Annotated in this window: 27 protein-coding genes and 1 tRNA gene; 15 read left to right on the top strand and 13 right to left on the bottom strand. The window is 66.1% G+C overall.

Features of this window, described 5'->3' with window-relative positions; translation table 11 throughout:
- Nucleotides 1-4: 4 nt before the first annotated feature.
- Nucleotides 5-490 (bottom strand): Fur family transcriptional regulator, encoded by a 486-nt coding sequence (locus ACJJV6_RS02465; RefSeq protein WP_009357172.1) that lies wholly within the window; start codon nucleotides 488-490, stop codon nucleotides 5-7.
- A 132-nt stretch (nucleotides 491-622) separates the two neighbouring features.
- Between ACJJV6_RS02465 and htpX the strand changes: the two genes are divergently transcribed.
- Nucleotides 623-1,492, top strand: a complete 870-nt coding sequence (htpX, locus tag ACJJV6_RS02460; protein WP_407709860.1) for a zinc metalloprotease HtpX — start codon at nucleotides 623-625, stop codon at nucleotides 1,490-1,492.
- 140 nt (nucleotides 1,493-1,632) lie between these two features.
- Here htpX and ACJJV6_RS02455 read toward each other — a convergent pair whose 3' ends face one another.
- On the bottom strand, nucleotides 1,633-2,124 hold the full coding sequence (locus ACJJV6_RS02455) for a YajQ family cyclic di-GMP-binding protein (protein ID WP_009357171.1): 492 nt from the start codon (nucleotides 2,122-2,124) through the stop codon (nucleotides 1,633-1,635).
- Nucleotides 2,125-2,314: 190 nt separating this feature from the next.
- On the opposite strand from ACJJV6_RS02455, the gene ACJJV6_RS02450 reads away from it, so the two are divergent.
- Nucleotides 2,315-2,569 carry a hypothetical protein gene (locus tag ACJJV6_RS02450; RefSeq protein ID WP_009357170.1) on the top strand — a complete coding sequence of 85 codons (255 nt, stop codon included), beginning with the start codon at nucleotides 2,315-2,317 and terminating at the stop codon, nucleotides 2,567-2,569.
- 167 nt (nucleotides 2,570-2,736) lie between these two features.
- A tRNA-Tyr gene (locus ACJJV6_RS02445) sits at nucleotides 2,737-2,818 on the top strand.
- 66 nt (nucleotides 2,819-2,884) lie between these two features.
- Here ACJJV6_RS02445 and ACJJV6_RS02440 read toward each other — a convergent pair.
- A complete protein-coding gene (locus tag ACJJV6_RS02440) occupies nucleotides 2,885-3,268 on the bottom strand; it encodes a hypothetical protein (protein WP_407709859.1) in 384 nt (127 codons plus the stop codon).
- A 651-nt stretch (nucleotides 3,269-3,919) separates the two neighbouring features.
- Here ACJJV6_RS02440 and ACJJV6_RS02435 point away from each other — a divergent pair.
- The gene (locus ACJJV6_RS02435; RefSeq protein ID WP_407709858.1) at nucleotides 3,920-6,013 is read left to right on the top strand and encodes an Ig-like domain-containing protein; all 2,094 of its coding nucleotides are present in this window, start codon (nucleotides 3,920-3,922) and stop codon (nucleotides 6,011-6,013) included.
- Between the two features lie 282 nt (nucleotides 6,014-6,295).
- Nucleotides 6,296-6,721 carry a CBS domain-containing protein gene (locus ACJJV6_RS02430; protein ID WP_407709857.1) on the top strand — a complete coding sequence of 142 codons (426 nt, stop codon included), beginning with the start codon at nucleotides 6,296-6,298 and terminating at the stop codon, nucleotides 6,719-6,721.
- Nucleotides 6,722-6,803: 82 nt separating this feature from the next.
- Here ACJJV6_RS02430 and ACJJV6_RS02425 read toward each other — a convergent pair whose 3' ends face one another.
- Together ACJJV6_RS02425 and ACJJV6_RS02420 are read right to left on the bottom strand one after the other, a co-directional pair.
- Nucleotides 6,804-7,793 (bottom strand): LysM peptidoglycan-binding domain-containing protein, encoded by a 990-nt coding sequence (locus ACJJV6_RS02425; RefSeq protein WP_407709856.1) that lies wholly within the window; start codon nucleotides 7,791-7,793, stop codon nucleotides 6,804-6,806.
- A 351-nt stretch (nucleotides 7,794-8,144) separates the two neighbouring features.
- Nucleotides 8,145-8,879 (bottom strand): potassium channel family protein, encoded by a 735-nt coding sequence (locus ACJJV6_RS02420; RefSeq protein WP_407709855.1) that lies wholly within the window; start codon nucleotides 8,877-8,879, stop codon nucleotides 8,145-8,147.
- 70 nt (nucleotides 8,880-8,949) lie between these two features.
- Here ACJJV6_RS02420 and ACJJV6_RS02415 point away from each other — a divergent pair, with 70 nt between their 5' ends.
- The gene (locus tag ACJJV6_RS02415; protein WP_407709854.1) at nucleotides 8,950-9,501 is read left to right on the top strand and encodes an acyl-CoA thioesterase; all 552 of its coding nucleotides are present in this window, start codon (nucleotides 8,950-8,952) and stop codon (nucleotides 9,499-9,501) included.
- Between the two features lie 31 nt (nucleotides 9,502-9,532).
- Here ACJJV6_RS02415 and ACJJV6_RS02410 read toward each other — a convergent pair whose 3' ends face one another.
- Together ACJJV6_RS02410 and ACJJV6_RS02405 are read right to left on the bottom strand one after the other, a co-directional pair.
- Nucleotides 9,533-10,333, bottom strand: a complete 801-nt coding sequence (locus ACJJV6_RS02410) for an ABC transporter permease subunit (RefSeq protein ID WP_407709853.1) — start codon at nucleotides 10,331-10,333, stop codon at nucleotides 9,533-9,535.
- Entirely contained in the window at nucleotides 10,330-11,253 is a 924-nt protein-coding gene (locus tag ACJJV6_RS02405; protein WP_407709852.1) for an ABC transporter ATP-binding protein, read from the bottom strand. The genes ACJJV6_RS02410 and ACJJV6_RS02405 overlap by 4 nt, the downstream gene beginning before the upstream one ends.
- Nucleotides 11,254-11,411: 158 nt before the next feature.
- Between ACJJV6_RS02405 and ACJJV6_RS02400 the strand changes: the two genes are divergently transcribed.
- Nucleotides 11,412-11,837 (top strand): thioredoxin family protein, encoded by a 426-nt coding sequence (locus ACJJV6_RS02400; protein ID WP_407709851.1) that lies wholly within the window; start codon nucleotides 11,412-11,414, stop codon nucleotides 11,835-11,837.
- 62 nt (nucleotides 11,838-11,899) lie between these two features.
- Here ACJJV6_RS02400 and ACJJV6_RS02395 read toward each other — a convergent pair whose 3' ends face one another.
- Nucleotides 11,900-12,178 carry a putative quinol monooxygenase gene (locus tag ACJJV6_RS02395; protein WP_009357160.1) on the bottom strand — a complete coding sequence of 93 codons (279 nt, stop codon included), beginning with the start codon at nucleotides 12,176-12,178 and terminating at the stop codon, nucleotides 11,900-11,902.
- Nucleotides 12,179-12,271: 93 nt separating this feature from the next.
- On the opposite strand from ACJJV6_RS02395, the gene ACJJV6_RS02390 reads away from it, so the two are divergent.
- The gene (locus ACJJV6_RS02390; RefSeq protein ID WP_407709850.1) at nucleotides 12,272-13,951 is read left to right on the top strand and encodes an AMP-binding protein; all 1,680 of its coding nucleotides are present in this window, start codon (nucleotides 12,272-12,274) and stop codon (nucleotides 13,949-13,951) included.
- Between the two features lie 65 nt (nucleotides 13,952-14,016).
- On the opposite strand, the gene ACJJV6_RS02385 is transcribed toward ACJJV6_RS02390, so the two are convergent.
- Together ACJJV6_RS02385 and ACJJV6_RS02380 are read right to left on the bottom strand one after the other, a co-directional pair.
- Complete coding sequence (locus ACJJV6_RS02385) at nucleotides 14,017-15,483, bottom strand: multicopper oxidase family protein (protein WP_407709849.1); 1,467 nt, start codon at nucleotides 15,481-15,483, stop codon at nucleotides 14,017-14,019.
- Nucleotides 15,467-15,937, bottom strand: coding sequence for a hypothetical protein (locus tag ACJJV6_RS02380; protein WP_407709848.1), 471 nt, complete (start codon nucleotides 15,935-15,937; stop codon nucleotides 15,467-15,469). The genes ACJJV6_RS02385 and ACJJV6_RS02380 overlap by 17 nt, the downstream gene beginning before the upstream one ends.
- 180 nt (nucleotides 15,938-16,117) lie before the next feature.
- On the opposite strand from ACJJV6_RS02380, the gene ACJJV6_RS02375 reads away from it, so the two are divergent.
- The 3 genes from ACJJV6_RS02375 to ACJJV6_RS02365 all read left to right on the top strand — a co-directional run bounded on the left by ACJJV6_RS02375 (nucleotide 16,118) and on the right by ACJJV6_RS02365 (nucleotide 19,976).
- A complete protein-coding gene (locus ACJJV6_RS02375) occupies nucleotides 16,118-18,169 on the top strand; it encodes a sensor histidine kinase (protein WP_407709847.1) in 2,052 nt (683 codons plus the stop codon).
- A complete protein-coding gene (locus tag ACJJV6_RS02370; RefSeq protein WP_407709846.1) occupies nucleotides 18,162-18,893 on the top strand; it encodes a response regulator in 732 nt (243 codons plus the stop codon). Before ACJJV6_RS02375 ends, ACJJV6_RS02370 begins: the two co-directional genes overlap by 8 nt.
- A gap of 105 nt (nucleotides 18,894-18,998) precedes the next feature.
- Nucleotides 18,999-19,976: an IS481 family transposase gene (locus ACJJV6_RS02365; RefSeq protein ID WP_407708942.1), complete on the top strand. Its 978-nt coding sequence runs from the start codon at nucleotides 18,999-19,001 to the stop codon at nucleotides 19,974-19,976.
- Here ACJJV6_RS02365 and ACJJV6_RS02360 read toward each other — a convergent pair.
- From ACJJV6_RS02360 to ACJJV6_RS02350, 3 genes are all read right to left on the bottom strand, one after another.
- A complete protein-coding gene (locus ACJJV6_RS02360) occupies nucleotides 19,973-20,752 on the bottom strand; it encodes an ABC transporter permease (protein WP_407710456.1) in 780 nt (259 codons plus the stop codon). The two genes, ACJJV6_RS02365 and ACJJV6_RS02360, sit on opposite strands and share 4 nt — an antisense overlap.
- A 41-nt stretch (nucleotides 20,753-20,793) precedes the next feature.
- Nucleotides 20,794-21,762, bottom strand: a complete 969-nt coding sequence (locus ACJJV6_RS02355) for an ATP-binding cassette domain-containing protein (RefSeq protein ID WP_407709845.1) — start codon at nucleotides 21,760-21,762, stop codon at nucleotides 20,794-20,796.
- 102 nt (nucleotides 21,763-21,864) lie between these two features.
- A complete protein-coding gene (locus tag ACJJV6_RS02350; protein WP_407709844.1) occupies nucleotides 21,865-22,872 on the bottom strand; it encodes a DNA-3-methyladenine glycosylase family protein in 1,008 nt (335 codons plus the stop codon).
- A gap of 167 nt (nucleotides 22,873-23,039) precedes the next feature.
- Here ACJJV6_RS02350 and ACJJV6_RS02345 point away from each other — a divergent pair, with 167 nt between their 5' ends.
- From ACJJV6_RS02345 to ACJJV6_RS02330, 4 genes are read left to right on the top strand one after another with little or no spacing between them, the layout of a single operon-like run.
- Nucleotides 23,040-23,486 (top strand): VOC family protein, encoded by a 447-nt coding sequence (locus ACJJV6_RS02345; protein WP_407709843.1) that lies wholly within the window; start codon nucleotides 23,040-23,042, stop codon nucleotides 23,484-23,486.
- A gap of 30 nt (nucleotides 23,487-23,516) precedes the next feature.
- Nucleotides 23,517-23,894: a DUF1304 family protein gene (locus ACJJV6_RS02340; protein ID WP_407709842.1), complete on the top strand. Its 378-nt coding sequence runs from the start codon at nucleotides 23,517-23,519 to the stop codon at nucleotides 23,892-23,894.
- Nucleotides 23,895-23,911: 17 nt separating this feature from the next.
- Complete coding sequence (locus ACJJV6_RS02335; protein WP_407709841.1) at nucleotides 23,912-25,297, top strand: cystathionine beta-synthase; 1,386 nt, start codon at nucleotides 23,912-23,914, stop codon at nucleotides 25,295-25,297.
- Nucleotides 25,298-25,306: 9 nt separating this feature from the next.
- A complete protein-coding gene (locus tag ACJJV6_RS02330) occupies nucleotides 25,307-26,470 on the top strand; it encodes a cystathionine gamma-synthase (protein ID WP_407709840.1) in 1,164 nt (387 codons plus the stop codon).
- Nucleotides 26,471-26,517 lie beyond the last annotated feature (47 nt).

Below are 26,517 nucleotides of genomic sequence, written 5' to 3'. Positions count from 1 at the left end.
TCTCCTATTTCTCTGTTACTTGCGAGGGACGATTGGAAGGAAGTTGTTGGGACTGCTGGCAGTCCTGGCAGATGCCCTGGTACATGACGTCTGCGATCTGGATGGTCATCGGCTTGGCGTTCTCATCCCAGTGGGGCGTGAGGCACGGCGCGTGCCCGACGGCGCAATCCACGTCCTCCACGCGGCCGCAGCTGATGCAGATGGCGTGGTGGTGGTTGTCGCCCACACGGGTTTCATACAGTGCGGGGGAGTGCGGGGGTTCGAAACGCCGGAGCATGTGCAGGTCCGTGAGGTCCCCGAGCACCACGTATACCGACTGCGCGGTCAACTCGGGGAGTTCCGCACGGGCAGCGGCAAGGATGCTTTCGGCAGGGGAGTGGGGGTGGCGTTCGACGGCGGCCAGGACGGCAAGCCGCTGCTTGGTCACCCGGCGGCCGTGGGCGCGCAGGGCTCCAGCCCAGTCCTCGTGGCCGTCGTGGTGTTCCGTCATGGCTCCATTGAAGCACTTATTATGAATATCTCACAATAAGGGTTGGCTAACCTCGGAGAAGAAGACTGGAACTATAGGGACGGCCGTCCAGTTCTTAAGCTGTAACAGCCAAAAAATCGAAGGGGAATGGACGTGCATCGGCATCACAACGGGCTCAAGACGGCGGCGCTGTTCGGAGTGCTCTGGGCCGTGCTGCTCGGGCTGGGCGCCCTGATCGGTACAAGCATGCGCAGTTCGGCGCCCATCTGGATCATGGCACTCGTCGGTGTCGGCACTACGGCTTACGGCTACTGGAACAGCGACAAGATTGCCATCCGGTCCATGCAGGCATACCCCGTCAGTGAGGCGCAGGCCCCGCAGCTGTACCAGATCGTCCGTGAGCTCTCCGCGCGGGCCAACCAGCCCATGCCACGCATCTACATTTCACCCACCGTGAACCCGAACGCCTTCGCCACCGGCCGCAACCCCCAGAACGCGGCGGTCTGCTGCACAGAGGGGATCCTGCAGCTCCTGGACGCACGCGAGCTCCGCGGCGTCCTGGGCCACGAACTTATGCACGTCTACAACCGGGACATCCTCACCTCATCGGTGGCGGCTGCCGTCGCCGGGGTCATCACCTCGGTGGGCCAGATGTTGCTGTTCTTCGGCGGCGGCGACCGTCGCAACGCCAACCCGCTGGCCATGATCGCCATGGCACTGCTGGCACCGTTCGCGGCGTCGCTCATCCAGATGGCCATCTCACGGACCAGGGAGTACGACGCCGACGAGGACGGCTCGCAGCTGACCGGCGATCCGCTGGCGCTCGCCTCGGCCCTGGCCAAGATCGAGCGCGGGGTCAGCATCGCACCGCTGCCGCAGGACCAGCGGCTGGTCAACGCATCCCACCTGATGATTGCCAACCCGTTCCGGGGCGGCGCAATCACCAAGATGTTCGCGACGCACCCGCCCATGCGCGACCGGATTGCCCGGCTGGAGCGGATGGCCGGCGGCCCGCTGCGGTAGCCCGGCGCCGCCGTCGGGCTGTGACGCGGTGATTCCTCCTCGACACGCAAAGAGGCCGGCGCACCCCGTCTTCCAGGTGCGCCGGCCTCTTTCCGTAGCGGCAAATGCTTTGCGCGTCGAAGAACGACGCCGAACGGCCGTCAGCTGCGGAAGTTCACGAACTGCAGGTCGGCTTCGTCGAAGTCCTTCAGCAGTGCCATGGTGGCCTGCAGGTCGTCACGGGACTTGGACGAGACGCGGAGTTCGTCGCCCTGGATCTGGGACTTGACCGACTTGGGGCCTTCGTCGCGGATCAGCTTGTTGATCTTCTTCGCCAGGTCCTGGGCGATGCCTTCCTTGATGGAGGCTTCCAGGCGGTATTCCTTGCCGGAGGCGTAGGGTTCGCCGCTGTCCAGGGACTTCAGCGAGATGCCGCGCTTGATCAGCTTGGACTGGAAAACATCCAACACAGCCTTGACGCGTTCTTCCGAGTTCGCCTTCATGAGGATCTTTTCGCCGCTGAAGTCGATTTCGGCACCAACACCTTTGAAGTCGTAGCGCTGGGCGATTTCCTTCTGGGACTGGTTGAGGGCGTTGGCGACCTCCTGCTTGTCCACCTTGCTTACGACGTCGAACGTTGACTCGCCTGCCATGACTCTCCTTCTAAGGGTGGGAGCCCTGCGCACAAACAGGGCTTGGGATCACTGCATTCAAGCCTAATACGGATGCGCCGCCAGGCGGGCGGCAGGATTCACAGTTCCCTCTCAGCGGACGTCAGGAGGGAACCAAGGAGTGCCGGAAAGGGTTGTACCTGTTGGACAGCAGTTCGAAAGGGAAACACCAATGCACCGCAAAGCCGCCACGTACGTCACCAGAACAACCACAGCCGCGGCCGGGGCGGTGGCGACGGCGGCAACATCGGTAGCGGCGGCTGCGGTGGCCGCGTCGGTCATCTTCAGCCCGGTGGCCGATGCGTCCTCCCGGCTGGAAGGGGTCCACGCGGACCTGCAGCGTGCGGTCCAGCTGAACCAGATCACCGAGGAGCAGGCCTTGAAGTTCGAGGCGAAGCTCGCCGGGAGGATCCTGGGCGAGGCGTGATTGCCCCCAAATCCCCGTGAAACAGGGGTTTAAGGACCTTGCGGGAGCCCGATTCGATTCTTGGGCGGAAGTTCTGTAAAGTTGTCTTGCCCGCGGTTACTGGAAGCGGAACGGCCCGGAAACGGACGTTCTGAAGACTGCAGCCCGGGTCTTCTTTTGAGAAGTTCGGCAGATTACCCGAGCGGCCAAAGGGGGCTGACTGTAAATCAGCTGGCAACGCCTACGGGGGTTCGAATCCCTCATCTGCCACAACGGACCCGTCCGGATCTTGTACGAGATCCGGACGGGTCTTTTTTATGCTCCGCTTCCCGGAAGTCAGGACGCCGGTGCGGCCTCCACTTCCATATCCATGCCGAACGCCTGAACTGTCACCCGAACGAACTCGGCCGGCAGCTGGGCGTCGGACGATGCCAGAACAACGTTGGCCTGCCCGGCGGTAGCCACGGTGGCGTTCACGTGGGCGCTGTGCAGGTCGGTAGCCTCGCGCTTAAGCTTGCCGGCCACAGCCTCGTCTACGGCACTGCCGTCACCCATCTGCCAGCCGAAATCGTAGCTGTACGTTGGTCCCCAGCTGTGGATGACATCCGCCACGCTGGAGAACGTGAACCGGCGTCCCCCTGCATCGAAGACGCTGACCGAGTAGAGATTGACGGGGACAGTTCCTTTGCGGTTGTCCACCTCCGCCACAAGATATGACACGGGGGCAGCTCCGGCCTTCACCCGGTATGCCTCGATTGCCGCGACTGCGGGGTCACTTGCAGGAGTTGGGAGCAAGAGGTTGATTTCGGCACCCGATCCTGTCATGACCCGGTAGGGACGTGACACCCGGGTCCCTTGGGCTGATGGCGCTGTCGGGGTGGCTATGGTTCCGCCAGCCAGTACCGAGGGAGAGGGATCATCCTGCGCAGGTACGGGTGCGGTGCAGGAAGAAAGCGCCAGGATGAGGACCGGCAGCAGGCAAGTAGGCTTCATCGTTTCCCCAATGAAAATGGTAGCCACACTCTATGCCACAGCCTGCTGCCAAGCCACGGGTTCAGGGGGCCCGGCCGTTATGGATTTTGGCGGCCTGAACGATAGGTCCGGGAGGCTGTTCTAGGGGCTCCTGCCGTAAGAAATTAGGGGGGTTACGTAGCCGCGATTAGGTCTTGCTTTCCATTTTCCAGCGGCTGACACTGGACGAACTTGAGGATTATTGTGCTATTCCGGGGAGCAATCAAGATGTACCATTCGTCCTTTCTCATGAGCGGCCTCGGTGATGGCCCCAGGACCTTTCACACCGGTACAAAGCCGGATAGCGGACGCAAAATACGGCTTCGTTCAGGCGGATCGAGGGCGCTGAGGCTTCACGGTTTGCTGACGGCCCTGCTACTCGCCCTTGCTGCCCTTGTGGTGCCGCTTCCGGCAACGGCGGCGACCGGGGATGTTGGAGTAGAAGGTCCCTCCCACTCGGGGACGGGAACGCCGACGGGGACGAAGCGATCGACAAGCAATCTATGGTTCCACGACGGGATTTGGTGGGGGAACCTGTGGGACACCGCCAGCCAAGACTTCGAGATCTTCAAGTTCAACCCTTCGACAAGCCAATGGACGAGTACGGGCGTGACGACGGATACGCGGGCAAGCACGCACCATGACGTTCTGTGGGACGGGACCACCCTCTTCGTGGCGAGCTATCGGTTCGTGAACGACGGTGCGGCTGCCCAGCCGAACTACCCGACAACGCTGCACCGTTTCAGCTACAACTCGAGCACGAAGACGTATGCAAGCCTGGGCTCCTCGCAAATTAACAACTATCGTGTCGAAGCCCTGACCATCGACAAGGAGCCATCTGGTCGACTCTGGGCCACGTGGCAGCAAGGCAACCGGATCTACCTGAACGTCACTGGCACGGATGGTAAGACGTGGGGAACGCCTTTCCCGCATCCTGCGTCGCTAAGCAACGTATCCATCGATGACACGTCCTCCTTGATTGCTTTCGGCGGTAACAAGATTGGTGTCATGTGGAGCCGCCAGGTCGGTGACTCCACCGACGGTATGTACTGGAGCTACCACGTCGATGGAGCGGCGAACACGGCTTGGTCCGCCCCGGTGGCGGCTGTTAATGGCGCACGCAGCGGTGATGACCATATGAACCTTAAGTGGCTGGATTCTTCGTCCGATAGAGTGTTCGCCGCCATCAAGACGTCGTTCACCGCATCCGCCGATCCACTGATCCAACTCTTGGCCCTGGATCCTGCAACATCAGCCTGGACGGCGCACACGATCGCGACAGCGGGGGAATGCCCCAACCGGGTGATTGTCCTGATTGACGAGGCTGCCGGGAAAATTCGTACATTCGCCACCTATCCAAAGCCTAGTGGAACCACTAACGCTGGCGTCTGCACCAGTTCCGGCGGCGCAATATATGAGAAGTCCACATCGCTGAGCAGTATCAGTTTCACCAGCGCCAAGACGGCCAGAATTGTGGACGCCGACCAGTATGTCCATAACGTCACGTCCACTAAACAAAACCTCAATAACAAGACGGGCACAGCCAACAGCGGCCTGCTCCTGCTCGCCGATGTGAGCTCCACGAGCCGGTACTGGCACTACTACGACCCGACGGGCGGCGGAGGGACTTCCGATTCAACGGCTCCCACCGTGACGAGCACCTCTCCGGCTGATAAATCGACCAATATCGCAGCGACAACGGATGTGACAGGGACTTTCTCAGAGCCTATGAATGGCTCGACCGTATCGTCCTCCACGTTCACGTTGACGCCGGCGCCAGCGGGTACCAACGGTGTGTCCTACAACAGCGCGAACAACACGGCGATCTTCAATCCAGGGACGGACCTGGCGCCTGGTACGACCTACACGGCGACCATCAAGGGCGGCACCAGCGGTGTGAAGGACCTTGCCGGAAACGCGCTTGCCGCGGACAAGACGTGGACCTTCACCACGGCTCCGGCAGGTGGCAGCACATCCCAGACTGTCACCCTTACTGCCACGGCTGACACCTATGTCTCAAGTGCGACGCCCACCACGAACTACGCCACGAGCACGATGCTGGGCTCCGACAACAGCCCCGCGGAGGTTGCATACTTCAAGTTCGACCTGACAGGTCGTGCTGGAAAGACGCTTGAGAGTGCCACGTTGCAGCTGCGCAGCGCCGGCAGCGGGTCAACGGGCACCCAGAACATCAAGCTCATCGCCGACGACAGCTGGACTGAGACGGGGGTTACGTACAACACCCGTCCGACTCTCGGCTCCGGCATCGGCACCTTGGGTGCGACAACAACGAACACGAACTACAGCATTACGCTCTCGGCCAGCGCTCTGGCCGGCGAGCTGGGCCAGCAACTCTCGCTCGGCATGGATGCCAACAGCAGTGACGGCTTGGATCTCAACTCCAAGGAAGCCGGCGCCACGGCCGCACCGAAGCTCCTTCTCACCTACAGGTAGCTGAGAAGGTGTCCGCACACGCAGGAGCCGCCTCTCGCTGAACGAAGCGCCTCCGGAACCCCCCGGTTCCGGAGGCTTTTTCGTGCCCGGAGATGGCCCCCGGATGATGGCCTATTCCCCTTGAAACGATAAGGGGAATAGCCCGTCCGCGTGGACAACCGGGCAGGTCGGTACAGCCAAAATCCGCCATCGACACCTGCACCGGCCCGGCGTAGGCTGGCGATATCGGCGCTGGTGCCCCGATGCCTTGCGTCGATAAATCCATCGATGAAGGAGGATTCAATGAGTGCTGTACGTGAATTCATGACCACGGATGCACGATGTATTACCGAAAACCAGACCCTGGTGGACGCAGCCCGGATGATGATGGACCTTGACTGCGGCTCGCTGCCAATCTGCGGTGATGACGGCAGGTTGAAGGGCATGATCACCGACCGCGACATTGTGCTCAAGTGCGTCGCTGCCGGGCGCAACCCGGGTGACATGATGGCCCGCGAACTGGAGACCGGAACGCCCTACTGGGTTGATGCCGACGCCAACGTGGATGAAGCCATCGACATGATGGAACGGCACCAGGTCCGGCGCCTGCCGGTGATCTCCGACCACAGGATGGTCGGCATCATCAGCCAGGGCGACATCGCCCGCAATTACTCCGAACAGCGGGTTGGCGAACTGGTGGAGCACATTTCAGAGCGGCATCACGTGTAGCGCCAAACGCCGCAAGCAACCTGCCCTTGTCCGCGGATCCAGCCCTTGAAGGTTCGGACCCGCGGACAAGCTTATGAAAAGGTCAGTTCAGCGCGATCAGGAGCATCTGGCTGGTGCCCGGGATGCAGGTCTGCAGGATGGCCCGGGGGAATCCGCCGAAGACGTTCAGCACGTCATTGGTGGTGCCCGGGTTGGGGACCTGGCCCCTGGCTGTCACCGTGTAGGTGCCGTAGCCGGGGATGCTCACGGTCTCGCCTACCCCGATCCCGGAGAAGCGGGCCCAGCCGCCGCAGAAGTCGTGCTCGGTGATGAATAGAGAGTATGCATCCCCGGGGGTGTAGTGGATGGGGCCGATGCAGGCGTCCACCATTGACTGGCCACCGGCCCCGGCCACATAGATGGTCCTGACTGCGGGTGCTGCGGGCACCAGGGCGGGAGCGGGTGCCGCAGCCGGAGCGGGTGCAGGAGCCGGTGCCGCGGCAGGTACGGCCGCGGGTGGCGCGGCCGCCGGGGCTTCCACCGGCGGGCCGGTGAGGACGAGCGTCTGGCCCGGGACGATGATGCTGTAGGCGCCCAGCCCGTTTGCGGCCAGCATGGCATTGGTGTCCACGCCATGCCTGGCTGCGATGCTGCCCACCGTGTCGCCGGCAACCACTGTGTAGAGGTTCTCGTCGGCCGGGGCGGGCGCAGGTTCGGGCGCAGGTTCCGGGGCGGGCGGCGGTGCCGGTTCGGCAGGTGCAGGTTCCGCGGGTGCTGGTTCGGAAGCCGGGGCTGGCTCTGCCGGGACGGCAGCAGCCTGCTCCTGGCCGGCGGTGTCCCCTGCGGGGGCGGCAGCCTCGGCAGGTGACGCCGCGCCGGCAACCTGGCCGGCCGCCGTCGTACTTTGGGTCACGGAGGCGGGCGGCGCCGCGAGGGCTCCGACGCCGACGGCCGCAACTACGGCGGCTGTGGCCATGCCCGCCCACAACCTGTTGCTGATGGCCGGGCGGACGGCAGTGAGGTCGGTTCGGGGTTCGTCAGTGGCGAAGCTTCTGCTTTCGGCTTCGGGGGTGGTGAGGTATGGCTCGTTCATGGGTGGCCCATCCGGGGTCGGTCCCGGCCAGGCACGCAGGAAAAGCGGCAGGCGGGACGGATCGAGGTGCAGCGCTCCGACGGCCCCGGTGTGTCACCGGGCCGCAGGCGGCGCAGGATGGAGGTGTCCGCATACCCAGAAAATACGGAGGCTCCGCGAGGAGGCAGACACCCCGGGAAGCCAACCCGGGGGGACCCGCCAGCGCGTGTTCGGTCCTAGGAATCCCGAGTCTAGGAAGTGCGTACAGGGCCGGGCACCAGTAGGAAATACCCGAATTTTCGGCGCTGATACTTGGCGGTGCCGGAGCTGCTACTCGCAGCAGCGGGTGCCCGCTACTTGCTCCCGAAGCGCCTAGAGCGCGCGGTGCTCCTTGAGTTCCGCAATCTCCCGCCGCAGCGCGGCAATTTCCGCCACCAGCTCCGCCACTTCAACCCGAACCGGCTCCTCCACGGCCTCGGCTACCGTCTCGGCGGTATCCTCCACCCGCTGGACCAGCCACGAGGCGATGGACGCGGTCACCACGCCAAGGACGGCGATGCCGCTCATCATGAGGGCGGCTGCCACCAGCCGGCCGATGGGGGTTACCGGATACATGTCCCCATAGCCCACCGTGGTGATGGTGGTGATTCCCCACCACAACGCATCGCCAAAGGTGACGATCTTGGCGTCCGGAGCGGTCTGCTCCACATCCAGGACCGCGAGTGCACCAACGAAAACCAGCAGGGCGGCAGAGCCGGCTACGTACGTGACCACCCGGCCCCTCAGTGTTTCGCCGATGGTCCGGTGCAGGACGGACAACAGCGTCACCAGCCGCAGCAGGCGCAACGGCCGGAAGATCGGCAGCGCTACGATCAGGAGCTCATGCAGGTTGCGGATAAACCAGTTCCACCGGTCCTTCGCGAGCCACAGGTTGGCCGCATAGTCCACGGCGAAGATGCCCCAGGTGCCCCACATGACTGCCTCCAGCCACATCGCCCCGCCGCCTTCGACCCGCCCGATGACCTGCCAGGCGTAGGCCGCCAGGAACAGGAGCGCGGTTGCCATCAGCGGCCACTCCGCCAGGTCCCGGTAGCGTTGTTGGGTCATGGACGAAATCCTAGCGGGCCGGTGCGGCCCGGTCCCGGCACCCTATGTTACTCACGGGTAGCATAGGGTAATGCACCTGCTCCTGAGAACCCTCCTCCTGCTGTTCACCTCCGCCCGCCGGCAGCCGCTCACCGTGTGGGACAGCGCCTCGCTGCAGCTGCGGGTGCTGCCGACGGACATCGATATCGCCATGCACGTCAACAACGGCATGTACCTGTCGCTGATGGACCTGGGCCGGTTCGACCTGATGGTCCGCAGCGGGGTGTGGAGGCATATGCGCCGCCGCGGCTGGGGCCCCGTGGTGGCCGCCGAGACCATCAGCTTCCGGAAGTCGCTGCAGCTGTGGCAGCAGTACACCATCGAGACACGCATCATCGGGCTGGACGCCAAGGCCATCTACTTTGAGCAGCGCATGGTGGCCGACGGCGAGATTTACGCGCGTGCCTACATCGCCACCCGCCTGGTCACCAAGGCCGGGCCGGTGGGACTGGAGGAGATCCTGCGCGAATTCGGCGAACCCCCGGCTGACCTGGTCCTGCCGGACTGGATCCACGACTGGCGTACAGCCAGCGCGCTGCCCGGCAGCCGCACGCCGGCCCCGCATCTTTGGAGCAGGGGCTGATTGCCACAATTGTGAAGCGCGCCCGTACGGCCTACGCGCCGACGTCGCGTTGTTCAAGCGCGACGGCGGCCAGCGCCACCAGCGCCGCCGAGAGGCCCCACAGCCAGCCGGCCGCAGCCCAGTCCGCGCCGTTCACCACGGGGGAGTTGCCGTACGCCCAGTGGTACGGGCTCAGGTTCAGCAGCCACTCCACGTCCGGGCTTTGCCGTCCGACGGCGTTGAACACGTAGCCCAGGACGCCCACGGCAGCGCCCGCGGCGAGGCCGTATGTCTTCCGTCCCGTGACGGCACCGACGCAAAGGGCGGCCGTGCCGCTGAGCAGGGCGAGGCCCGCGAAGAGGACGGCTGCGCCGAACAGGTTGGCCGGTTCGATCCCCAGCTGGGACGGTTCGTTCAGCACCAGCACCAGGACGAAGACCAGCCCGGCCAGCAGCACCACCCGCAGGAACAATGCCAGTGCCCGTTCCAGGACCACCTGGACCCGCCGGACGCCGTGGGCAAGGGTCAGCTCCAGCTGCCCCGACTCCTCGTCCCCGCCAACGGCCGCGGCACCCCACGCCACCGACGCGATGGTCATCAGCAGGAACCCCAGCAGCCCGAACAGGGTGGCCTGGGCGTAACCCGGCCCGGTGGCGATCTGGTCGTAGTTCAGGGCTTTGGTCATCTCGGCCGGCAGGGCGTTGACCATGTCCTGCATCTGGGCGCTGCCGCCGATGGACGGGTACAGCGGAAGGTACAGGAACGCCGCGGCGGCCAGCCCGGCTGCCCAGCCAAGGGTGGAGCGCCAGGTGTCGAAGAATGCCCGCCGGAACAGGGGCAAGGTGGCATTCATCGGGCATCCTCCCGCGGCACGGCGTACATCTTAAGCACTGCCTCCTCCAGGTCCGGCTCGTCGAGGACCAGGTCGGTCAGCTCCAGCGAGCCCAGCATCCTGATCAGCGGCTGGATGGCGCCCTCCAGCACAGCCGAGAGCGTGACGGCACCGTCCGCCTCCAGCACCTGCACCTGCCCGACGCCGGGTACCCCGGACAGCAGCGCAACGGCGTCGTGCGCTGCAATGCCGTGGGTGGTGAGGCGGACGCGGCGGACAGCCCCTTCACGCAGCCCTTCGACCGATTCGACCGTGATGATCCGTCCGTCGCGGAGGATTGCCACGGTGTCTGCAGTCTGCTGGACCTCGCTGAGGACGTGCGAGCTGAGGAAGATGGTCTGCCCGCGGTGTTTCGCCTCGCGGACCATTGTGTGGAACTCCTGCTGGACCAGGGGGTCCAGTCCGCCGGTGGGCTCATCCAGGACCAGGAGTTCAGGCTCATGCATGAAGGCCTGCACCAGCCCCAGTTTCTGCTTGTTGCCCTTGGACAGCTTCTGGGTGTGTCGGTCCAGGTCCAGGCCCAGCCGGTCGGCCAGCTCATTGATCCGGCCACGGGGAACCGGGCCGCTGATGGCCTGGTAGTGGGCCAGCAGTTTGCGCCCGGTCACCCGGCCCTCCAGGAACAGTTCACCCGGAAGATACCCTATCCGGCGGCGCAGCTCCGGCCCGCCCGCGCGGGGATCGGTGCCCAGCACCCGGACCTCGCCCGCCGCGGGCCGGATGATGTCCAGCAGGCAGCGCATGGTGGTGGTCTTGCCGGCCCCATTGGGACCGATCACGCCGAAGACGGTACCGGCCTCCACCTCGAAATCAACGCCGTGCAGCACTTCCCTCCGGCCGAATCTCTTCACGAGTGACCTGGCAGAAACAGCGGTGGCCATGAGCCCTCCTGGGTGCCGCGCAGTGGCTGATGACCCCCAGACTAGGTGCCCGCGCGCCGCATGTATATGACGGCCTGCGGGTTATTCCCGATGACGCGGGGAGCGAACAAGGATCTCCGGGCCGCGACTTTGGCGGCCATCCCGCGTAGCGTGGACACATGGCTACCCTTGACATCACAGGTGAACAGTTCGCGTCAACCATTGAGGGCAACGATATTGTCCTGGTCGATTTCTGGGCTGAATGGTGCGGGCCCTGCAAGCAGTTCGGCCCCACGTACTCGGCTGTTTCCGAGAAGCACCCGGATGTCCTCTTCACGAAGGTGGACACGGAGGCCGAGCAGCAGCTGGCTGCCGAGGCCGGCATTACGTCCATCCCCACCCTGATGGCCTTCCGCGAAAAGGTGCTGGTGTTCTCGCAGCCCGGCGCCCTGAACGCCCAGCAGCTCGAACAGGTGGTGGACGCGGTGAAGGCCCTGGACATGGAGGAAGTCCATGCCCACGTGGCACGCCAGCGGGAAGAGGCTTCAGCCGCCGCCAGCAAGCCGGCGGGCCCCCACGACGGCTCCCAGATCCCGGACCTCTAAGTCTTTTTAACAGCGAAGCGGGACCCCTCCGGAGGGGTCCCGCTTCGCTGTTTAAGGCTGCGCTAGATGCGCTCCACCTTGACGGGTTCGGCGAGCAGTGCGCTCAACGATTCGTTCAGGTCCTGCACGGCGATGCCCTTGGAGTGCTTCTCCAGGTCCTCCTCAGAGGCCCACTGTTCGGTCAGGACCAGCTTCTCCTCGGTGGCTTCCGTCAGTTCGTAGCGGATGCAGCCCGGCTCGTTCACCACCTCGTCGATGGCGATTTCCAGCGCGAGCTTGACGCGGAAGAATTCGCCTTCATTGGGGATGAACGTTGCCTGCAAGTCGATCGGTGCACTCATGGATTTCACAATACCGGCCCGCGCCCCAGCTCCCGTTCTGTTGCGCGGGCGGGGATGCTTCATTTGCACCGAACCTGTTGGTAGCGTGCCAGCATGCGTGCTTATACAGCCGGGGACACTGACGTTCCGCTGCTCGAGGAGACCATCGGCGCCAACTTCGAGCGGGTGGTGGCGAGATTTCCCTACCACGACGCCCTGATCGAGGCGGGCCCGGTTCCCGGCGCGGACGCCCGGCGGTGGAGCTACACGAAGCTCAACGACGACGTCGACCGGCTGGCCCGGGGTCTCCTCGCCCTGGGCATAGGCAAGGGCGAGCGGGTGGGGATCTGGAGCCCCAACTGCGCGGAGTGGACGCTGCTGCAGTATGCCACCGCCAAGGCGGGTGCCATCCTGGTCAACGTCAATCCGGCGTACCGCAGCCACGAACTGGAATTCGTGGTGAAGCAGAACGGAATGCGGATGCTGGTGACGGCACCGTCGGACCGGAACAGCGACTACGTGGGCATGGCGCGCCAGGCGCTCGCCGGATGTCCGGACCTGCGTGAACTGGTCTTCCTTCCGGCGCCCGGCGGTGAGGGGCCCGACGGCGGCGTGGCCCCGCTGGGTGCGGCGGAACTGACGTACGCCGAGCTGCTGAAGGGGGCGGACGCCGTCGCGCATTCCGCCCTGACGGCCCGGATGGCGGAACTGGACCCGCACGATCCCATCAACCTGCAGTACACGTCCGGCACCACCGGCTTCCCCAAGGGCGCCACCCTGACGCACCACAACATCCTGAACAACGGCTATGCCATCGGGGAACTGCTGGGTTACACCGAGCACGACCGGGTGGTGATTCCGGTGCCGTTCTACCACTGCTTCGGCATGGTCATCGGGAACCTGAACGCCCTCAGCCACGGCGCCGCCACCATCATCCCGGGCCGCGGATTCTCGCCGGCGGCAGCCCTGGAGGCCGTGCAGGATTTCGGCGGGACTTCGCTGTACGGCGTCCCCACCATGTTCATCGCCGAGCTGGCCCTGCCGGACTTCGCCACCTATGACCTGTCCACGCTGCGCACCGGCGTCATGGCCGGTTCGCCGTGCCCGGTGGAGGTCATGAAACGGGTCATCTCGGACATGCACATGAAGGATGTGGCCATCTGCTACGGCATGACCGAAACCTCGCCGGTGTCCACCATGACCCGGCAGGGCGACACGCTGCAGCACCGGACGGAGACGGTGGGTAGGACCGTGCCGCGGCTGGAAAGCCGGGTGATCGATCCTGCCTCGGGCGATGTGCTGGAGCGGGGTGAAATCGGGGAGCTGTGCACGCGCGGCTATGCGGTGATGGCGGGGTACTGGAACCAGCCGGAGAAGACAGCGGAGGTCATCGACGCGGACGGCTGGATGCACACCGGGGACCTGGCGCTGATGGACGACGACGGGTATGTGGTCATCGAGGGGCGGATCAAGGACATGGTGATCCGCGGGGGCGAGAACATCTACCCCCGCGAGATCGAGGAGTTCCTCTACACCCACCCCGCGATCCAGGATGTCCAGGTGATCGGGGTGCCGGACGAAAAGTACGGCGAGGAACTCATGGCCTGCATCATTCTCAAACCCGGCGAGGAACCGCTCGACGCGGATGCCGTCGCCGGATTCTGCCGCGGGAACCTGGCCCACTACAAGATCCCGCGCTACGTGGAGGTGCGGGACAGCTTTCCCATGACGGTTTCCGGGAAGATCCGGAAGGTCCAGATGCGGAAGGAGGCCGTGGAGCGGCTGGGCCTCTAACCCCAACGCGGGGCCACTCCAGGCCCAATGATGGGGTTTATCGGGCCCGAAGTGACCCGCATTGGTCATTCAGGCTGGTTGCCGGCGGCGCCGTTGATGGTGAACGGCGTGGACACCCCCTCGTACATCAGGTGTGCCACCAGGCCGTCCACAGCATGCGGCAGGGTGTGGCAGTGGTCGCTCCAGATTCCCGGGTTGTCCGCCGCGAAGGAGACCACATATGACTCCCCGGGGTGGACGTCCAGGGAATCGACCCACCACGGGCTTCCCGACGCCGGGACGCCGTCACGTGAAAGCACCAAGACATGGTGCCCGTGCAGGTGCATCGGATGCACCTCCCCGGTGTCGTTGCGGATATTCATCCGCACCACGTCCCCCTCCCGCACGTGGAACATCGGCACGTCCGGGAGCAGCTGCCCGTTGATGGTCCAGAAATTGCCGGGCCGGCCGTCGATGAGGCCCAGCCGGCGTCCGATCACATAGTCGAACGTCCGGTCGGGGGCCGCGGCCTCAAAGCCGGAAGATGCCGGCGAGCCATAGGCCAGCAGATCCAGGGCCTGGTCCGGCTGCCGTGCCTGCGGGGGATCCGCTGTGCCCGCGGTGCCCTGGCCGCCCACCACGATGCTGCGCGCACCGCCGACATGCAGGCGGACTGCCCCCTGGGCCGGTGCCCCGATCACGACATCCACCCGCCCGCCTGCGGGGAGCAAAACCTTCCGGTCCTCCACCGGGGATGGACCACCCACATCGTGCCCGTCGGTTGCCACCACTGTGAAAGGAGCGGCGGACCACACCGCCGCGGTGCCCTGGTCAGTGTTGATGACGCGGACCCGCACCGGTGCCCCCGGCTCCGCCGGCACGTGCCCGTCCTCCGCCCGGCCGTTCAGCGTGTGCTGGCCGCCGTACACGTGCAGCAGCGCCACAAAATCCCCGCCCGCACGTTCCGGCGCCGGGTCGACGACGACCGCACCCAGCAGCCCGCGCTCCACCTGCTCGTGCGATACCTGGTGGGAGTGGTACCAGTACGTGCCGGCGTCGGCTGCCACGAACCGGTACACATGCCGCGCGCCGGGCGGAACGGCGTCCTGGGTGATGCCGGCCACGCCGTCCGCCGCGTTCGGCACATCGATGCCGTGCCAGTGCAGAGTTGCCCCGGCCGTGACGGACTCGTTGATGAACACCGCCTCCACCAGGTCGCCCTGCCGTGCCCGGATGGTGGGACCGGGGGAGCTGCCGTTCACGGTATAGCCGTCCACCGCCCGCCCGCCGGGAATGTCGATGACCTGCCGCCGCGCCACCAGTTCCACCCGGACATCGGGGATGCGCAGCGGATCGGCGGTCAGCACCGCCACGCTGACGGTGTCCGCGGCACCGGCGCCGGCCCTGTGGACATGGGCCGCCTGGCCGCCGATGTCCATCACCGAGTACTCACCCAGCAACGACGAGCTCCAGGCCAGAGCCCCCAGGCCAAGTGCGGCCGCCAGGGCTGCGCACGCGGCGATCCGGCGGACGAGATCAGGTCGTGACGGCATTGGAAGACGACGGTGCTTCCGTGCGCAGCGCAGGGCTCCGGCTGACGCGCCGGGCCGCGTACACCGCGGCCAGGAAAACCGCCAGGGCATTTGCGCCGTGGACGAGGCCAAGGTAAGGCATGTCGGTGATCGAGTATCCGAGGGTGGTCTGCAGGGCTACGACGCCCAGCACGATTGCGGCCCACAGCCGGGCTCCCCGCACCTTCACGAAGAACGCCACCAGAAGCAGCACGACGGCGGCAAACGGTATGACCATTCCGCCCACAATGCCGTGGATGGGGAAGCCGAGGTCACCGGTGAAGGTTGCCTCGCCGCTTTCGACGAGCGCCTTGTCGATGACGCCGCCCTCCTGGATGTAGTGCGCCATGCCCCCGAGGCCGAACGCAATCGAAGCTGCCTGCACGGCCACGCACCCTGCGATGATCCAGGCGACAGCTGAGTAGAACCTGCGCATGGTGTCCTCCTCCGGATAACCGGGAGCCCATCCGGGGCGCCCGTCCTGCACCAGACGTTAGGCTCCCCGCGCCGCCGCCGGAACGCGGCCTGCCCACACTGTCCATGGAGGCCAGCCACGGGGGAGAAGGCGGAGGCCACCCCCCTCCCGGGAACAGCTGCGGAGGCGGATCATAGGACTGTGATCCGCAGATGGGGGTTGCTTGCCACGCTGGCTCCGATCGGGGCGGCGGCGCTCGTCTATGTCGTGGTCATCCGCGGATTCGTTGATTCGGCAGCTGACCATGCCCTGGCGTGGCCGCTGCTCGGGGTTCTCCCCACCTTTGTCTTCGGCGTGTGGTTGCTGACGGCGTCGTCGGCCCGGTCCGCCGTCTTCATTGCCCTGGCCGCAACAGCCATGGCGGTCGGGTCGGCCTATGAGACCTTCATCCAGCGGAACACGGAGCTGATAAACCAGCCATGGTTTCCGTTTTTCAACATGATTGGCCTGACGGCAGACGGGGTTGCCACAGCCGGTTTCCTGATCATGTTCGCAACCTATCCGACCGGCACACCCGAGCGGCGCTGGCAGCGTGCCGCCGTCGCGCTCCTCTGGTTTCCGGCGCTGGTGGGGCCCCTGACCGTTCTGACCACGCCGTACGTCGTGACGCCGGCCTTCGCCGGCCTCGGCGCCTGGCGGATCCCCAACCCATATTCCGTACCGTGGCTCGAGTGGGCGGCGCCTGCCGTGGAATTGCTGGTGTACCAGCCGTGGCCAAGCGTGGTGCTTGGGCTTGGCGTGCTTTACTCCCGGGCTCTTTTCGGTGAGCCGTGGGTCCGTGAGCACATGCGCGTGGTGACCTGGGTGGTCACACTGTCACTGGTGGCCTTTGTCCTGTGGACCATCGGACCGCCGGCCTGGGCGAACGTGGTTGCGGTAGCTGTGCTCGGCACGCTTATCGCCATTCCGCTCACCGCCATCCATGGCATCCTCCGCTACGGTGCGTTCGACATCGCCCCCGGGGACCGGGGCCGGCTCGCGGCGCGCTCATCCACCCTCCTCATCGCCGTCCTCTACGGAATCGCCGCCGCCACGCCGTCAGTGCTGCTCGCCGGCAGCCTGTCCCCGGTCGGGGCGGTTCTCCTTACCACCCTGCTGGCCCTCTTCCTGCTGCCGGTCCGGGGCTGGCTGCAGGGATGGATCCAGCGGACCGTGTTTGGCGACCGGGACCGCCAGCTGGCGCTGCTGAGCGAACTCGGTTCCCGGCTGGAACAGTCAATGGAGCCGCAGGATCTGCCCAACCGGCTGGCAGCGGCAGTGCGGGACGGACTGGACGCCGGCTGGGTCCGGATCTTCCTCGCCGGACCCGGTGGTGCGCCCGGACAATCCCCGGCGGGCTCCGCGGGCGAGGCGGCCGGCAGCGCGGTCGATTCGTGCGACCTGGTGCGGGCCGACGTAACCCTAGGCCGGATCGAGGTGGGACCCAGGCGGCGCAGTGAATACAGTGACGCTGAACGCGCGCTGCTGCGCACTGTTGCCGGACAGGCGGCGGCGTCCGTGGCCAACCTGCGCCTGAGCGCCCAGCTCGCTGACCAACTCACCGACCTGACCGCGTCCCGCGAGCGGCTCGTCGCCGCCCAGGACGACGAGCGCAGGCGGCTGGAACGGGACCTGCATGACGGGATCCAGCAGAACGTCGTCGCACAGATAGCCGGCCTACGCCTGGCCCGCAACCGGCTGGAGCGCGGCCAGCTGAGAGCAGACGAACTGGCCACGCTGCAGGAGCAGGCCCGGGAGACCCTCACCGACCTTCGGGAACTCGCGCACGGCATCCATCCGCCGGTGCTGAGCGACAATGGCCTGGTGGCAGCCATCGAATCCAGCGTGGCACGGTTTCCGATCCCGCTGACTGTGGAAGCTGAGGACGGCCTCCGCACGGCGCGTTTTCCTGAGGACGTGGAAACCACGGCGTACTACGTAGTGCGCGAAGCCCTGGCCAATACCGCCAAGCACGCGCATGCCACGGCCGCCACTGTGGGGCTCGACAGGCGGGACGGGCACTTGCGGATTGCTATCAGGGATGATGGCTGCGGCATCGGCGGCGCCGCGCCGACCACCCGCGGCGGCCTGGCGAACATCAGGGACAGGGTGGCAGCGCTGCGGGGCAGCATGGACGTCTCGGGGAACGGAACGGCGGGCACCACTGTCCTGGTGGAGCTGCCTGTGGAGCGGAAGGAGAATTCCCATGGATGATTCCGCCAGGCTGCGGGTGGTCATCGCGGAGGACAACTACCTGGTCCGCGAGGGGATCCGCCGGCTCCTTGAGGACTCCGGCGAGGTAGACGTTGTTGCCTGCACGGCGGATGCTCCGGAACTGCTTGATGCCGTCCGGCGGTTTTCCCCCGATGCCGTCCTCACAGATATCCGCATGCCTCCGGGGCACCACATGGAGGGCATCGAGGCGGCCCGCGCCATCCGGGCAGCGCACCCGGACACCGGAGTGGTGGTCCTTTCGCAGCATGCCGACGAGAGCTACGCGCTGGCGCTTTTCTCGGCAGGTTCGTCGGGCCTGGGCTACCTGCTGAAGGACCGCATCGGGGATCTGGAGGACCTGGTGCATGCACTGCGCGAAGTGCGGACGGGCGGTTCGGTGATCGACCCGCACATCGTGGATACGCTGGTGCGCCGCCGCAGCGCCGGCGCACGAAACCCGCTTGCCGAGCTGTCAGCGCGGGAACTTGACGTGCTGCGGGAGATGGCGCGGGGGCGGACCAACGCGGGTATCGAGCAGTCGCTCTACCTGTCCTCGTCCACGGTGGAAAAGCATGTCAACGCGATCTTCACCAAGCTCCGGCTTCCCGCAACCGGCGTGCACCGGCGGGTAGCCGCGGTGCTGGCGTTCCTGCAGAGCGACAGCCGGCCGGCGGCGGGCGGGGAAAAGCAGGCCGGCACCGGCCGGGAAGCGATCCAGCCCTAGCTGTAGTTCCCACGGACGTTGTGAACAGCGTGGCGTGATGTAAAGGGCGAGGGCCTCCGGTATCGATTTGGGTTACCACACTCATCTCGATGCCAGGAGGCCCTCGTGTCCTACGTTACCCATGCCAACGCCGACCTCACACCCAAAGCCAGGGGAAAGCTCGCCTGTTTGGTCATCGAGCAGGGATGGACGCTCCGCCGGGCAGCTGACCGGTTCCAGTGCTCGCCAGCGACGGCCAAGAAATGGGTGGACCGGTACCGGGCCCGGGGTGAGGACGGAATGGTTGACGTATCGTCCCGACCACGGCGCAGTCCCCGCCGGACTCCCGCACGCACGGAGCGGCGGATTCTGGCGCTGCGTTTCAATCGGCGATGGGGTCCCCATCGGATCGCGGCCCACCTTCACCTGGCCCGCTCAACCGTCGGCAAGGTCCTGGTCAGGTACCGGATGCCGCGGCTAGCCTGCCTTGACCAGGGAACCGGCCTGCCCGTCCGAAAGCTCGCACCGCAGCGCTATGAACACGACAAACCCGGGGACCTCGTCCACGTCGACATCAAGAAGCTCGGCCGCATACCGACCGGAGGCGGGCACCGCACCCTTGGACGGGCCAGAGGTAAGCGCAACCGCCACGCCGGCGTCGGGTACGCCTACCTGCACCATGCGGTTGATGATCACTCACGACTTGCCTATTCAGAGATCCTCGACAACGAGAAAAAGGAAACCGCTGCCGCGTTCTGGCTCCGCTCCGCAGCGTTCTTCGCGGCCCACGGCATCACCATCAAAGCCGTCCTCACCGACAACGGAGCCTGCTACCGCTCCAAAGCCTTCGCAGCCGCCCTGGGCCCACAGGTCAAGCACCGGCGAACCCGCCCTTACCGGCCGCAGACCAACGGCAAGGTAGAACGCTTCAACCGGACCCTTGCCACCGAATGGGCCTACGCCAGACCCTACATATCAGAAGCCGAACGCGCCGCTTCCTACCCCGACTGGCTACACGCTTACAATCACCACAGAACCCATACCGGCATCGGAGGCAAAACCCCCATCAGCCGCGTTCACAACCTCCATGGGAATTACACCTAGCGGATGTCGCGGCTGATGGTCCTGATCCCCACGGCGAGGCCGACGGCGGCTGTCACCCCCGCTGCCACGAGTCCCCACAGCGTATGCCCGCCGATGGTTCCCGCGAACAGTTCCCGTTCGGCGTTCACCAGGTAGGTCAGCGGGTTGAAAAGGCTGGCGGTCTTCATCCAGGCGGGACCGGCTTCGATGGGTAGCATGATGCCGGAGAGGATCATCAGCGGGAAGAGCAGGGTCTGCTGCACCCCCCAGAAGATCCATTCCTTGTTCTGCGACACCAGCGCCAGCGAGTAGGAGAGTGCGCCCAGGCCGATGCCGAAAATCCCCAGGATCACCAGGCCCAGCAACACGTGCAGCGGGTGGAACACGAACCCGAACGGGATGCAGACCAGGGCGATGAGCAGACCCTGGAGCACCAGCGGTGCCCACTCCTTCAGCGCCCGGCCGATCATCAGCGACGAGCGGGACAGGGGGGTGGCGAGGATCCGCTCGTAGGAGCCGGTCATCAGCTCGTACTGCAGGTTGGAACCGGTCATCGACGTGCCGAACAGGGCGATCATCACCACCACGCCGGGCAGGAACCACTGCAGCGTGGATTGGCCGCCAAACGCCGGCGCTCCCACGGAAGCACTGAGCAGCGGGCCGAACAGGCCGAGGAAAACCAGCGGCTGGATCAGGGAGAAGATCAGGGAAAACGGGTCGCGCAGCGGCAGCAGCATCTCCCGCCAGAAGACGTACCTGGTATCCCGCAGAACCCGTCCCAGGCCCGGCGTTCTCATAACCTCGCCGGTGCCAACGGTGCCCCGGATTGATTGGGTGCTCACTGGTTGGCTCCTTCCCGGAGGTTGCGGCCGGTCAGTTCAAGGAAAACGTCGTCCAGCGTGGGCGGCTTCAGCTCGATGGACTGGGCGGGAGCCCCGGCGTCGTCCATGTCCTTCAGGAGGGACGGCGCGATCCGCGCACCTTCCGGCAGGCGCAGCCGGAACGTCACCACGCCGTCGAGCCGGTTTTCCTGCACTTCGCCGCCCGCCGCCGCCCGGCCCAGGAGCCCCCGCACGCCCGGGGCGGATTCGGCCGCCACTTCGACGGCCAGCAGGTCACCGGCGAGGTTGGCCTTCAGGCGCGCCGCCGTGTCATCGGCGATGATCCGGCCGTGGTCGATGACAATCACCCGTTCCGACATCGAGTCCGCCTCGTCCATGTAGTGCGTGGTGAGGACGATCGTGGTGCCGTGTTCCTGGCGCAACCGCATGATGTGGTCCCAGAGGTTGGCCCGGTTCTGCGGATCCATCCCCGTGGACGGTTCGTCCAGGAACAGCAGCCTGGGGGAATGCATGAGGCCAAGCGCCACGTCCATCCGGCGCCGCTGGCCTCCGGAGAGCTTGATGACCGTGCGTTTCGCCAGGTCTGCGAGGTCCAGGGAGCGCAGCAGTTCCTGTGCGCGGGCGGCGGCGTCACTGGTGTTCATGCCGTAAAAGCGGCCCTGCATCACCAGTTCGTCGATCACGCGGAAGCTGTGCCCGCCGCCGTTGCCCTGGCCGATGTAGCCGATCCGTGCCCGCACGCCGGCGGGATCGGCGGCTACGTCCACGCCGGCGACGGTGGCGGAGCCGGAAGTGGGCCGGAGCAGGGTGGTGAGCATCCGCAGCGTGGTGGACTTGCCTGCGCCGTTCGGACCCAGGAACGCCACCAGCTCGCCGGGCGCAACATCGATGTCCACGCCCTTGACGGCTTCGACGGTTTCCTTTTTGACCTGGAAGGTCTTGGTGAGTTTTTCCGTATGGATCATCGCCGGCTCCAAGGGATGCATGCGGGGCTCTGGTACGGGTCCCTTGCGCCACGCTATACCCGCCGGACGTGCCAGTCCACGCCCTTTGCCCCCGCTCCAGTTTCAGTGCCGGCGGTGGTCCTGGATGGTCATGCGCGGGCCGAAGGTGGGTTTGCGGAAACCGCTGCTTTGGATCATGCGCACCACCCGCTGCCGGTGCCCGGTCCACGGTTCCAGCAGCCGGAGCATCCCGGCGTCGTCGGTGCGCCGGCCGGTCAGCGCCGCACCCACGTACGCCGCCAGGTGGTAGTCGCCCACTGCGATGGAATCGGGGCACCCGTGGGTCCGCTGCACCACCTCGGCCGCGGTCCAGATTCCGATGCCCGGGATGGTCTGCAGCTTCGCCCCGGCTTCGGCGGCCGGCAGGGCTGCCAGCCGTTCCAGCGCGACGGCGGACCGCAGCGCGCGCATGACAGTCGCCGAGCGTTGTGGACCCACGCCCGCCCTGTGCCACTCCCAGCTGGGAACCTGCAGCCATTGGGAAGCGGTGGGCCCTACCACCAGGCCCGCCGGCGTGGAGGAGCCGGCTGCCGGCGCCGGCGTTCCAAACCGGTGCACCAGGTACCGGTACGCCCGCCGCGCCTCGATCACCGTCACCTTCTGCTCCAGGATGATGGGCACCAGCTGGTCCACCATCCGGCCACTGGCGGGAAGTCGCAGCCCCAGGCTCCGGCGCCGTGCTTCACGGACCATGCGCGGCAGGGTGGCGGCGAAGCCGGCCTCGTCAAAGCCCCGCCAGTCGTCGTCGGCCCCCAGGAGCCGGGGCGCCGCCTTCACGGCAGCGGCGGCACCGGGACCCCAGGCCTGGACATCCACGAAGGGGTCCACACCGGTGCTCCTGCCGGGTCCGCGCGCCGTGCCCTCCACGGAGGTGAGCCGCAGCGTGACGGGGCCCTCCGGCGTCGTGAAGGCATTCCAGACGGCACCGCCCTGGACGCTGAAGGACGGATCGCTGTTGCCGCGCAGGAGCGGCCCGAGCGTCCTGGGCATGCTGTACGGGCCGCCCGGATACCACCGGAGTGAGGCGTCCGCGGCGGCTGCCAGCCGGGGAGGTGCCTCTGCAATGGTCATGTCCTCATCGTCCCACGCCCCTGCGACATCCGCCCGCGTCCAGCCCTTCGGGGAGGCACCACAGGGGCAGGAAAATGGCCCTTAACCAGTACTGGCACCAGGACTAGACTCCAGCGTGTGGTGCGGAAGACACCGCGCCCGGAAGCTCGAAAGACCAGGAGGAAACAATGGGTGGAGTAGTGCATTTCGAAATCCCCGCGGACGACCAGGAACGGGCCAAGAAGTTCTACCAGGAGGCCCTTGGCTGGCGGATCGACCCCGTCCCGGGCATGGACTACAACATGGTGCTCACAACGCCGATGGACGAATCAACCGGTGCACCCCTGGAACCCGGTGCCATCAACGGCGGCATGTTCGCCAGGGATCCTGACCTGAAGACGCCAGTGATCACCGTGGACGTGGCGGACATCAACGCCACCCTGAAGACCGTGGAGTCGCTGGGCGGTGCCGTGGTCAAGCCCCGGGAAACCATCCCCGGCATGGGCTCCTTCGCGTACTTCAAGGACACCGAGGGCAACGTGATGGGGTTGTGGGAGAACCTGCCGGCGGAGGACACGGGCCAGGCCGGGCAGGGCGTCGGCCGCGATACTGCCGCCAACGACCTGGGCGCCTAGGCGTTCCCGGACGGGCAGGGCGGGACCGCCATGAGCGTGCTGGTGCAGGTGCTGGCTGTCATTACGGGCATCCTCCTGATCAGTGTTGGGCTGCTCGAAGCCTTCCGCTACAAGGATCAGCGGCTGTATCCGATCTTCCTGATCAAGCCGGAGGACACAGCCGCCGTGCGGATGTGGACGTTCAACGTTGGCTTTTACAACATCGTCTGGGGACTGCTGGGCATCGCCGGGGTGGTGCTGGCCAACACGGGTGAAGTCACCGTGGGCCGGACCATCGTGGCGTCGATGTGCATCGCCCACACCATCCTGGGCATGGTGCTCATCATCAGCGAGCCCAGGCTTTGGATGAGCGGCATCGGGCAGTCGTTCTTCCCCGTGGTGATCCTCCTGCTGATGTTCGCCAGCTAAGCGGTAGCTTTGTACCTATGAAGTACGCCCAGTCCATCCTGGACCTCATCGGCAACACCCCGCTCATCAAGCTCAACCACGTCACCGAGGGCATCAAGGCCGCCGTCCTGGTGAAGCTGGAATACCTGAACCCGGGCGGATCCATCAAGGACCGCATCGCCGCCCAGATGATCGAGGACGCCGAACGCGAGGGCAAGCTGCAGCCCGGCGGGACCATCGTGGAGCCCACCTCCGGCAACACCGGCGTGGGTCTGGCGCTGGTGGCGCAGCAAAAGGGCTACAAGTGCGTTTTCGTGGTGCCGGACAAGGTGGGCGAGGACAAGCGGGCTGTGCTCCAGGCCTACGGCGCCGAAGTGGTGGTCACACCCACCGCGGTCCCGCCGGACAGCCCGCAGAGCTACTACGGCGTTTCGGACCGGATCACCCGGGAAACGCCCGGTGCCTTCAAGCCGGACCAGTTCTCCAACCCGGCCGCCCCGGGCAGCCACTACAAAACCACGGGGCCGGAGATCTGGCGGGACACGGACGGCAAGGTCACCCACTGCGTCATCGGCGCCGGCACCGGCGGCACCATCACCGGCACGGGCAGATACCTCAAGGAGGTCTCGGCCAACCGGCCGGAGTCCGACGGCGGCGTGGTCCGGATCATCGGCGCCGACCCGGAGGGCTCGGTCTACTCGGGCGGCACCGGACGCCCGTACTTCGTCGAAGGCGTTGGCGAGGACATGTGGCCGGCGAACTACGACAAGTCCGTCCCGGACCAGGTGATCGCCGTCAGCGACGCCGATTCCTTCGCCATGACCCGGCGCCTGGCCCGCGAGGAAGGCCTCCTGGTAGGCGGATCCTCGGGCATGGCCGTGGTGGCCGCGCTGCAGGCGGCGCGCGACCTGCCCGAGTCCGCCGTCGTCGTCGTCATCCTGCCCGACTCCGGCCGCGGCTACCTTGCCAAGATCTTCAACGACCAGTGGATGCGCTCCTACGGCTTCCTGTCCGGCGGCGAGGAGACCTCGGTGGGAGAGGTCATCAAGTCCAAGAACGGCGAACTGCCGGACCTGGTGCACATCCACCCGAACGAGTCCGTCCGCGACGTCATCAACATCATGAACGAGTTCGGCGTCAGCCACATCCCGGTCCTGTCACAGGAGCCGCCGGTGGTCATGGGCGAGGTCCTGGGCGCCGTGGACGAGCGCACTTTGACCGCCAAGCTCTTCCGCGGCGAAGCCAGGCTGACGGACAAGATCTCCGAGCACATGGGCCCCAAGCTGCCCGTGATCGGCTCACTGGAAACCATCAGCGCCGCCCGCGAGCTGCTGTCGGATGTGGATACCGTCATGGTCACGTTCGTCGGCGCCCCGATCGGCATCCTGACCCGCCACGACCTCCTCGCCTACCTCAGCAACTAAAGGAGCACCATGTCAGCCTCTGCAAACCAAGGTTTCAACACCCGCGCCGTCCACGCCGGGCAGGATTTCGAACCCCGCACCGGTGCCGTGGTGCCGCCCGTGCACTTCGCTACCACGTATGCGCAGGACGGCATCGGCGGCCTCCGCGACGGCTACGAGTACGGCCGCGGCGGCAATCCCACCCGCGACTCCCTGCAGGAGCAGCTGGCCGCACTGGAGCTCGGCACCCACGCCTACAGCTTCGGGTCCGGCCTCGCCGCGGAGGACGCCCTGATCCGTGCGCTGACCCGCCCGGGGGACCACATCGTCCTCGGCAACGACGCCTACGGCGGGACCTACCGGCTCATCAGCCGCGTGCTCGGTGAGTGGGGGATCGGCAACACCCCCGTGGATATGGCCAACCTGGACACCGTCCGGCAGGCCGTCGCCGCGAACAAGACCCGCCTGCTGTGGGTGGAGACTCCCTCCAACCCGCTGATGAAGATCACGGACATCGCCGCGCTCGCCGGGATAGCGCACGACGCCGGCGCCCTCCTCGTCGTCGACAACACCTTCGCGTCCCCCTACCTGCAGACCCCGCTCGCCCTGGGCGCCGACATCGTGATCCACTCCACCACCAAGTACATCGGCGGGCACTCGGACGTGGTGGGTGGCGCCGTCGTCGTCAAGGATGCGGAGCTGGCCGAAAAGATCGGCTTCATCCAGTTCGCCGTCGGAGCGGTGTCCGGGCCCATGGACGCCTTCCTCACCACGCGCGGCCTGAAGACCCTGGGCGTGCGGATGGACCGGCACAGCATCAACGGCCAGGCCGTCGCCGAGTGGCTGCAGGAACGCCCCGAGGTGGAGGCCGTTCTGTACCCGGGCCTGCCCACACACCCCGGCCACGAGCTGGCCAAACGGCAGATGCGCAGCTTCGGCGGCATGGTGTCCGTCCAGTTCAAGGGCGGTGAGGCCGCGGCCCGGAAGGTGGCCGAATCCACCAAGGTGTTCATCCTGGCGGAGTCGCTGGGCGGCATCGAGTCGCTGATGAACTACCCGTCGGAGATGACCCATGCCTCGGTCAAGGGCACCGAACTGGCCGTTCCGGTGAACCTGCTCCGGCTCTCCTGCGGCATCGAGGACGTGGAGGACCTGATCGCGGACCTGGAGCAGGCGTTCGCCTCCATCCCCTAGCGGTTTGCAACGAGGCAAGTAGCTGGCTTTCTTGAAGAAAGCCAGCT

Source organism: Arthrobacter nitrophenolicus, assembly GCF_045833485.1.
Taxonomy (GTDB): domain Bacteria; phylum Actinomycetota; class Actinomycetes; order Actinomycetales; family Micrococcaceae; genus Arthrobacter; species Arthrobacter nitrophenolicus.
Note: the sequence above shows the minus strand (reverse complement) of the source record. Positions and strands in the feature narration are given on the sequence as shown.

Bases quoted from the DNA above. Each gene is read 5' to 3' on its own strand.
- ACJJV6_RS02390 (WP_407709850.1), top strand. From the start codon at position 12,272: ATGCGTGCTTATACAGCCGGGGACACTGACGTTCCGCTGCTCGAGGAG.
- ACJJV6_RS02345 (WP_407709843.1), top strand. From the start codon at position 23,040: ATGGGTGGAGTAGTGCATTTCGAAATCCCCGCGGACGACCAGGAACGG.
- ACJJV6_RS02355 (WP_407709845.1), bottom strand. From the start codon at position 21,762: ATGATCCATACGGAAAAACTCACCAAGACCTTCCAGGTCAAAAAGGAA.
- ACJJV6_RS02360 (WP_407710456.1), bottom strand. From the start codon at position 20,752: ATGAGAACGCCGGGCCTGGGACGGGTTCTGCGGGATACCAGGTACGTC.
- ACJJV6_RS02420 (WP_407709855.1), bottom strand. From the start codon at position 8,879: ATGACCCAACAACGCTACCGGGACCTGGCGGAGTGGCCGCTGATGGCA.
- ACJJV6_RS02450 (WP_009357170.1), top strand. From the start codon at position 2,315: ATGCACCGCAAAGCCGCCACGTACGTCACCAGAACAACCACAGCCGCG.
- ACJJV6_RS02370 (WP_407709846.1), top strand. From the start codon at position 18,162: ATGGATGATTCCGCCAGGCTGCGGGTGGTCATCGCGGAGGACAACTAC.
- ACJJV6_RS02330 (WP_407709840.1), top strand. From the start codon at position 25,307: ATGTCAGCCTCTGCAAACCAAGGTTTCAACACCCGCGCCGTCCACGCC.
- ACJJV6_RS02400 (WP_407709851.1), top strand. From the start codon at position 11,412: ATGGCTACCCTTGACATCACAGGTGAACAGTTCGCGTCAACCATTGAG.
- ACJJV6_RS02350 (WP_407709844.1), bottom strand. From the start codon at position 22,872: ATGACCATTGCAGAGGCACCTCCCCGGCTGGCAGCCGCCGCGGACGCC.
- ACJJV6_RS02465 (WP_009357172.1), bottom strand. From the start codon at position 490: ATGACGGAACACCACGACGGCCACGAGGACTGGGCTGGAGCCCTGCGC.
- ACJJV6_RS02410 (WP_407709853.1), bottom strand. From the start codon at position 10,333: ATGAATGCCACCTTGCCCCTGTTCCGGCGGGCATTCTTCGACACCTGG.
- ACJJV6_RS02340 (WP_407709842.1), top strand. From the start codon at position 23,517: ATGAGCGTGCTGGTGCAGGTGCTGGCTGTCATTACGGGCATCCTCCTG.
- ACJJV6_RS02425 (WP_407709856.1), bottom strand. From the start codon at position 7,793: ATGAACGAGCCATACCTCACCACCCCCGAAGCCGAAAGCAGAAGCTTC.
- ACJJV6_RS02405 (WP_407709852.1), bottom strand. From the start codon at position 11,253: ATGGCCACCGCTGTTTCTGCCAGGTCACTCGTGAAGAGATTCGGCCGG.
- ACJJV6_RS02415 (WP_407709854.1), top strand. From the start codon at position 8,950: ATGCACCTGCTCCTGAGAACCCTCCTCCTGCTGTTCACCTCCGCCCGC.
- ACJJV6_RS02455 (WP_009357171.1), bottom strand. From the start codon at position 2,124: ATGGCAGGCGAGTCAACGTTCGACGTCGTAAGCAAGGTGGACAAGCAG.
- ACJJV6_RS02430 (WP_407709857.1), top strand. From the start codon at position 6,296: ATGAGTGCTGTACGTGAATTCATGACCACGGATGCACGATGTATTACC.
- ACJJV6_RS02385 (WP_407709849.1), bottom strand. From the start codon at position 15,483: ATGCCGTCACGACCTGATCTCGTCCGCCGGATCGCCGCGTGCGCAGCC.
- ACJJV6_RS02395 (WP_009357160.1), bottom strand. From the start codon at position 12,178: ATGAGTGCACCGATCGACTTGCAGGCAACGTTCATCCCCAATGAAGGC.
- ACJJV6_RS02380 (WP_407709848.1), bottom strand. From the start codon at position 15,937: ATGCGCAGGTTCTACTCAGCTGTCGCCTGGATCATCGCAGGGTGCGTG.
- ACJJV6_RS02335 (WP_407709841.1), top strand. From the start codon at position 23,912: ATGAAGTACGCCCAGTCCATCCTGGACCTCATCGGCAACACCCCGCTC.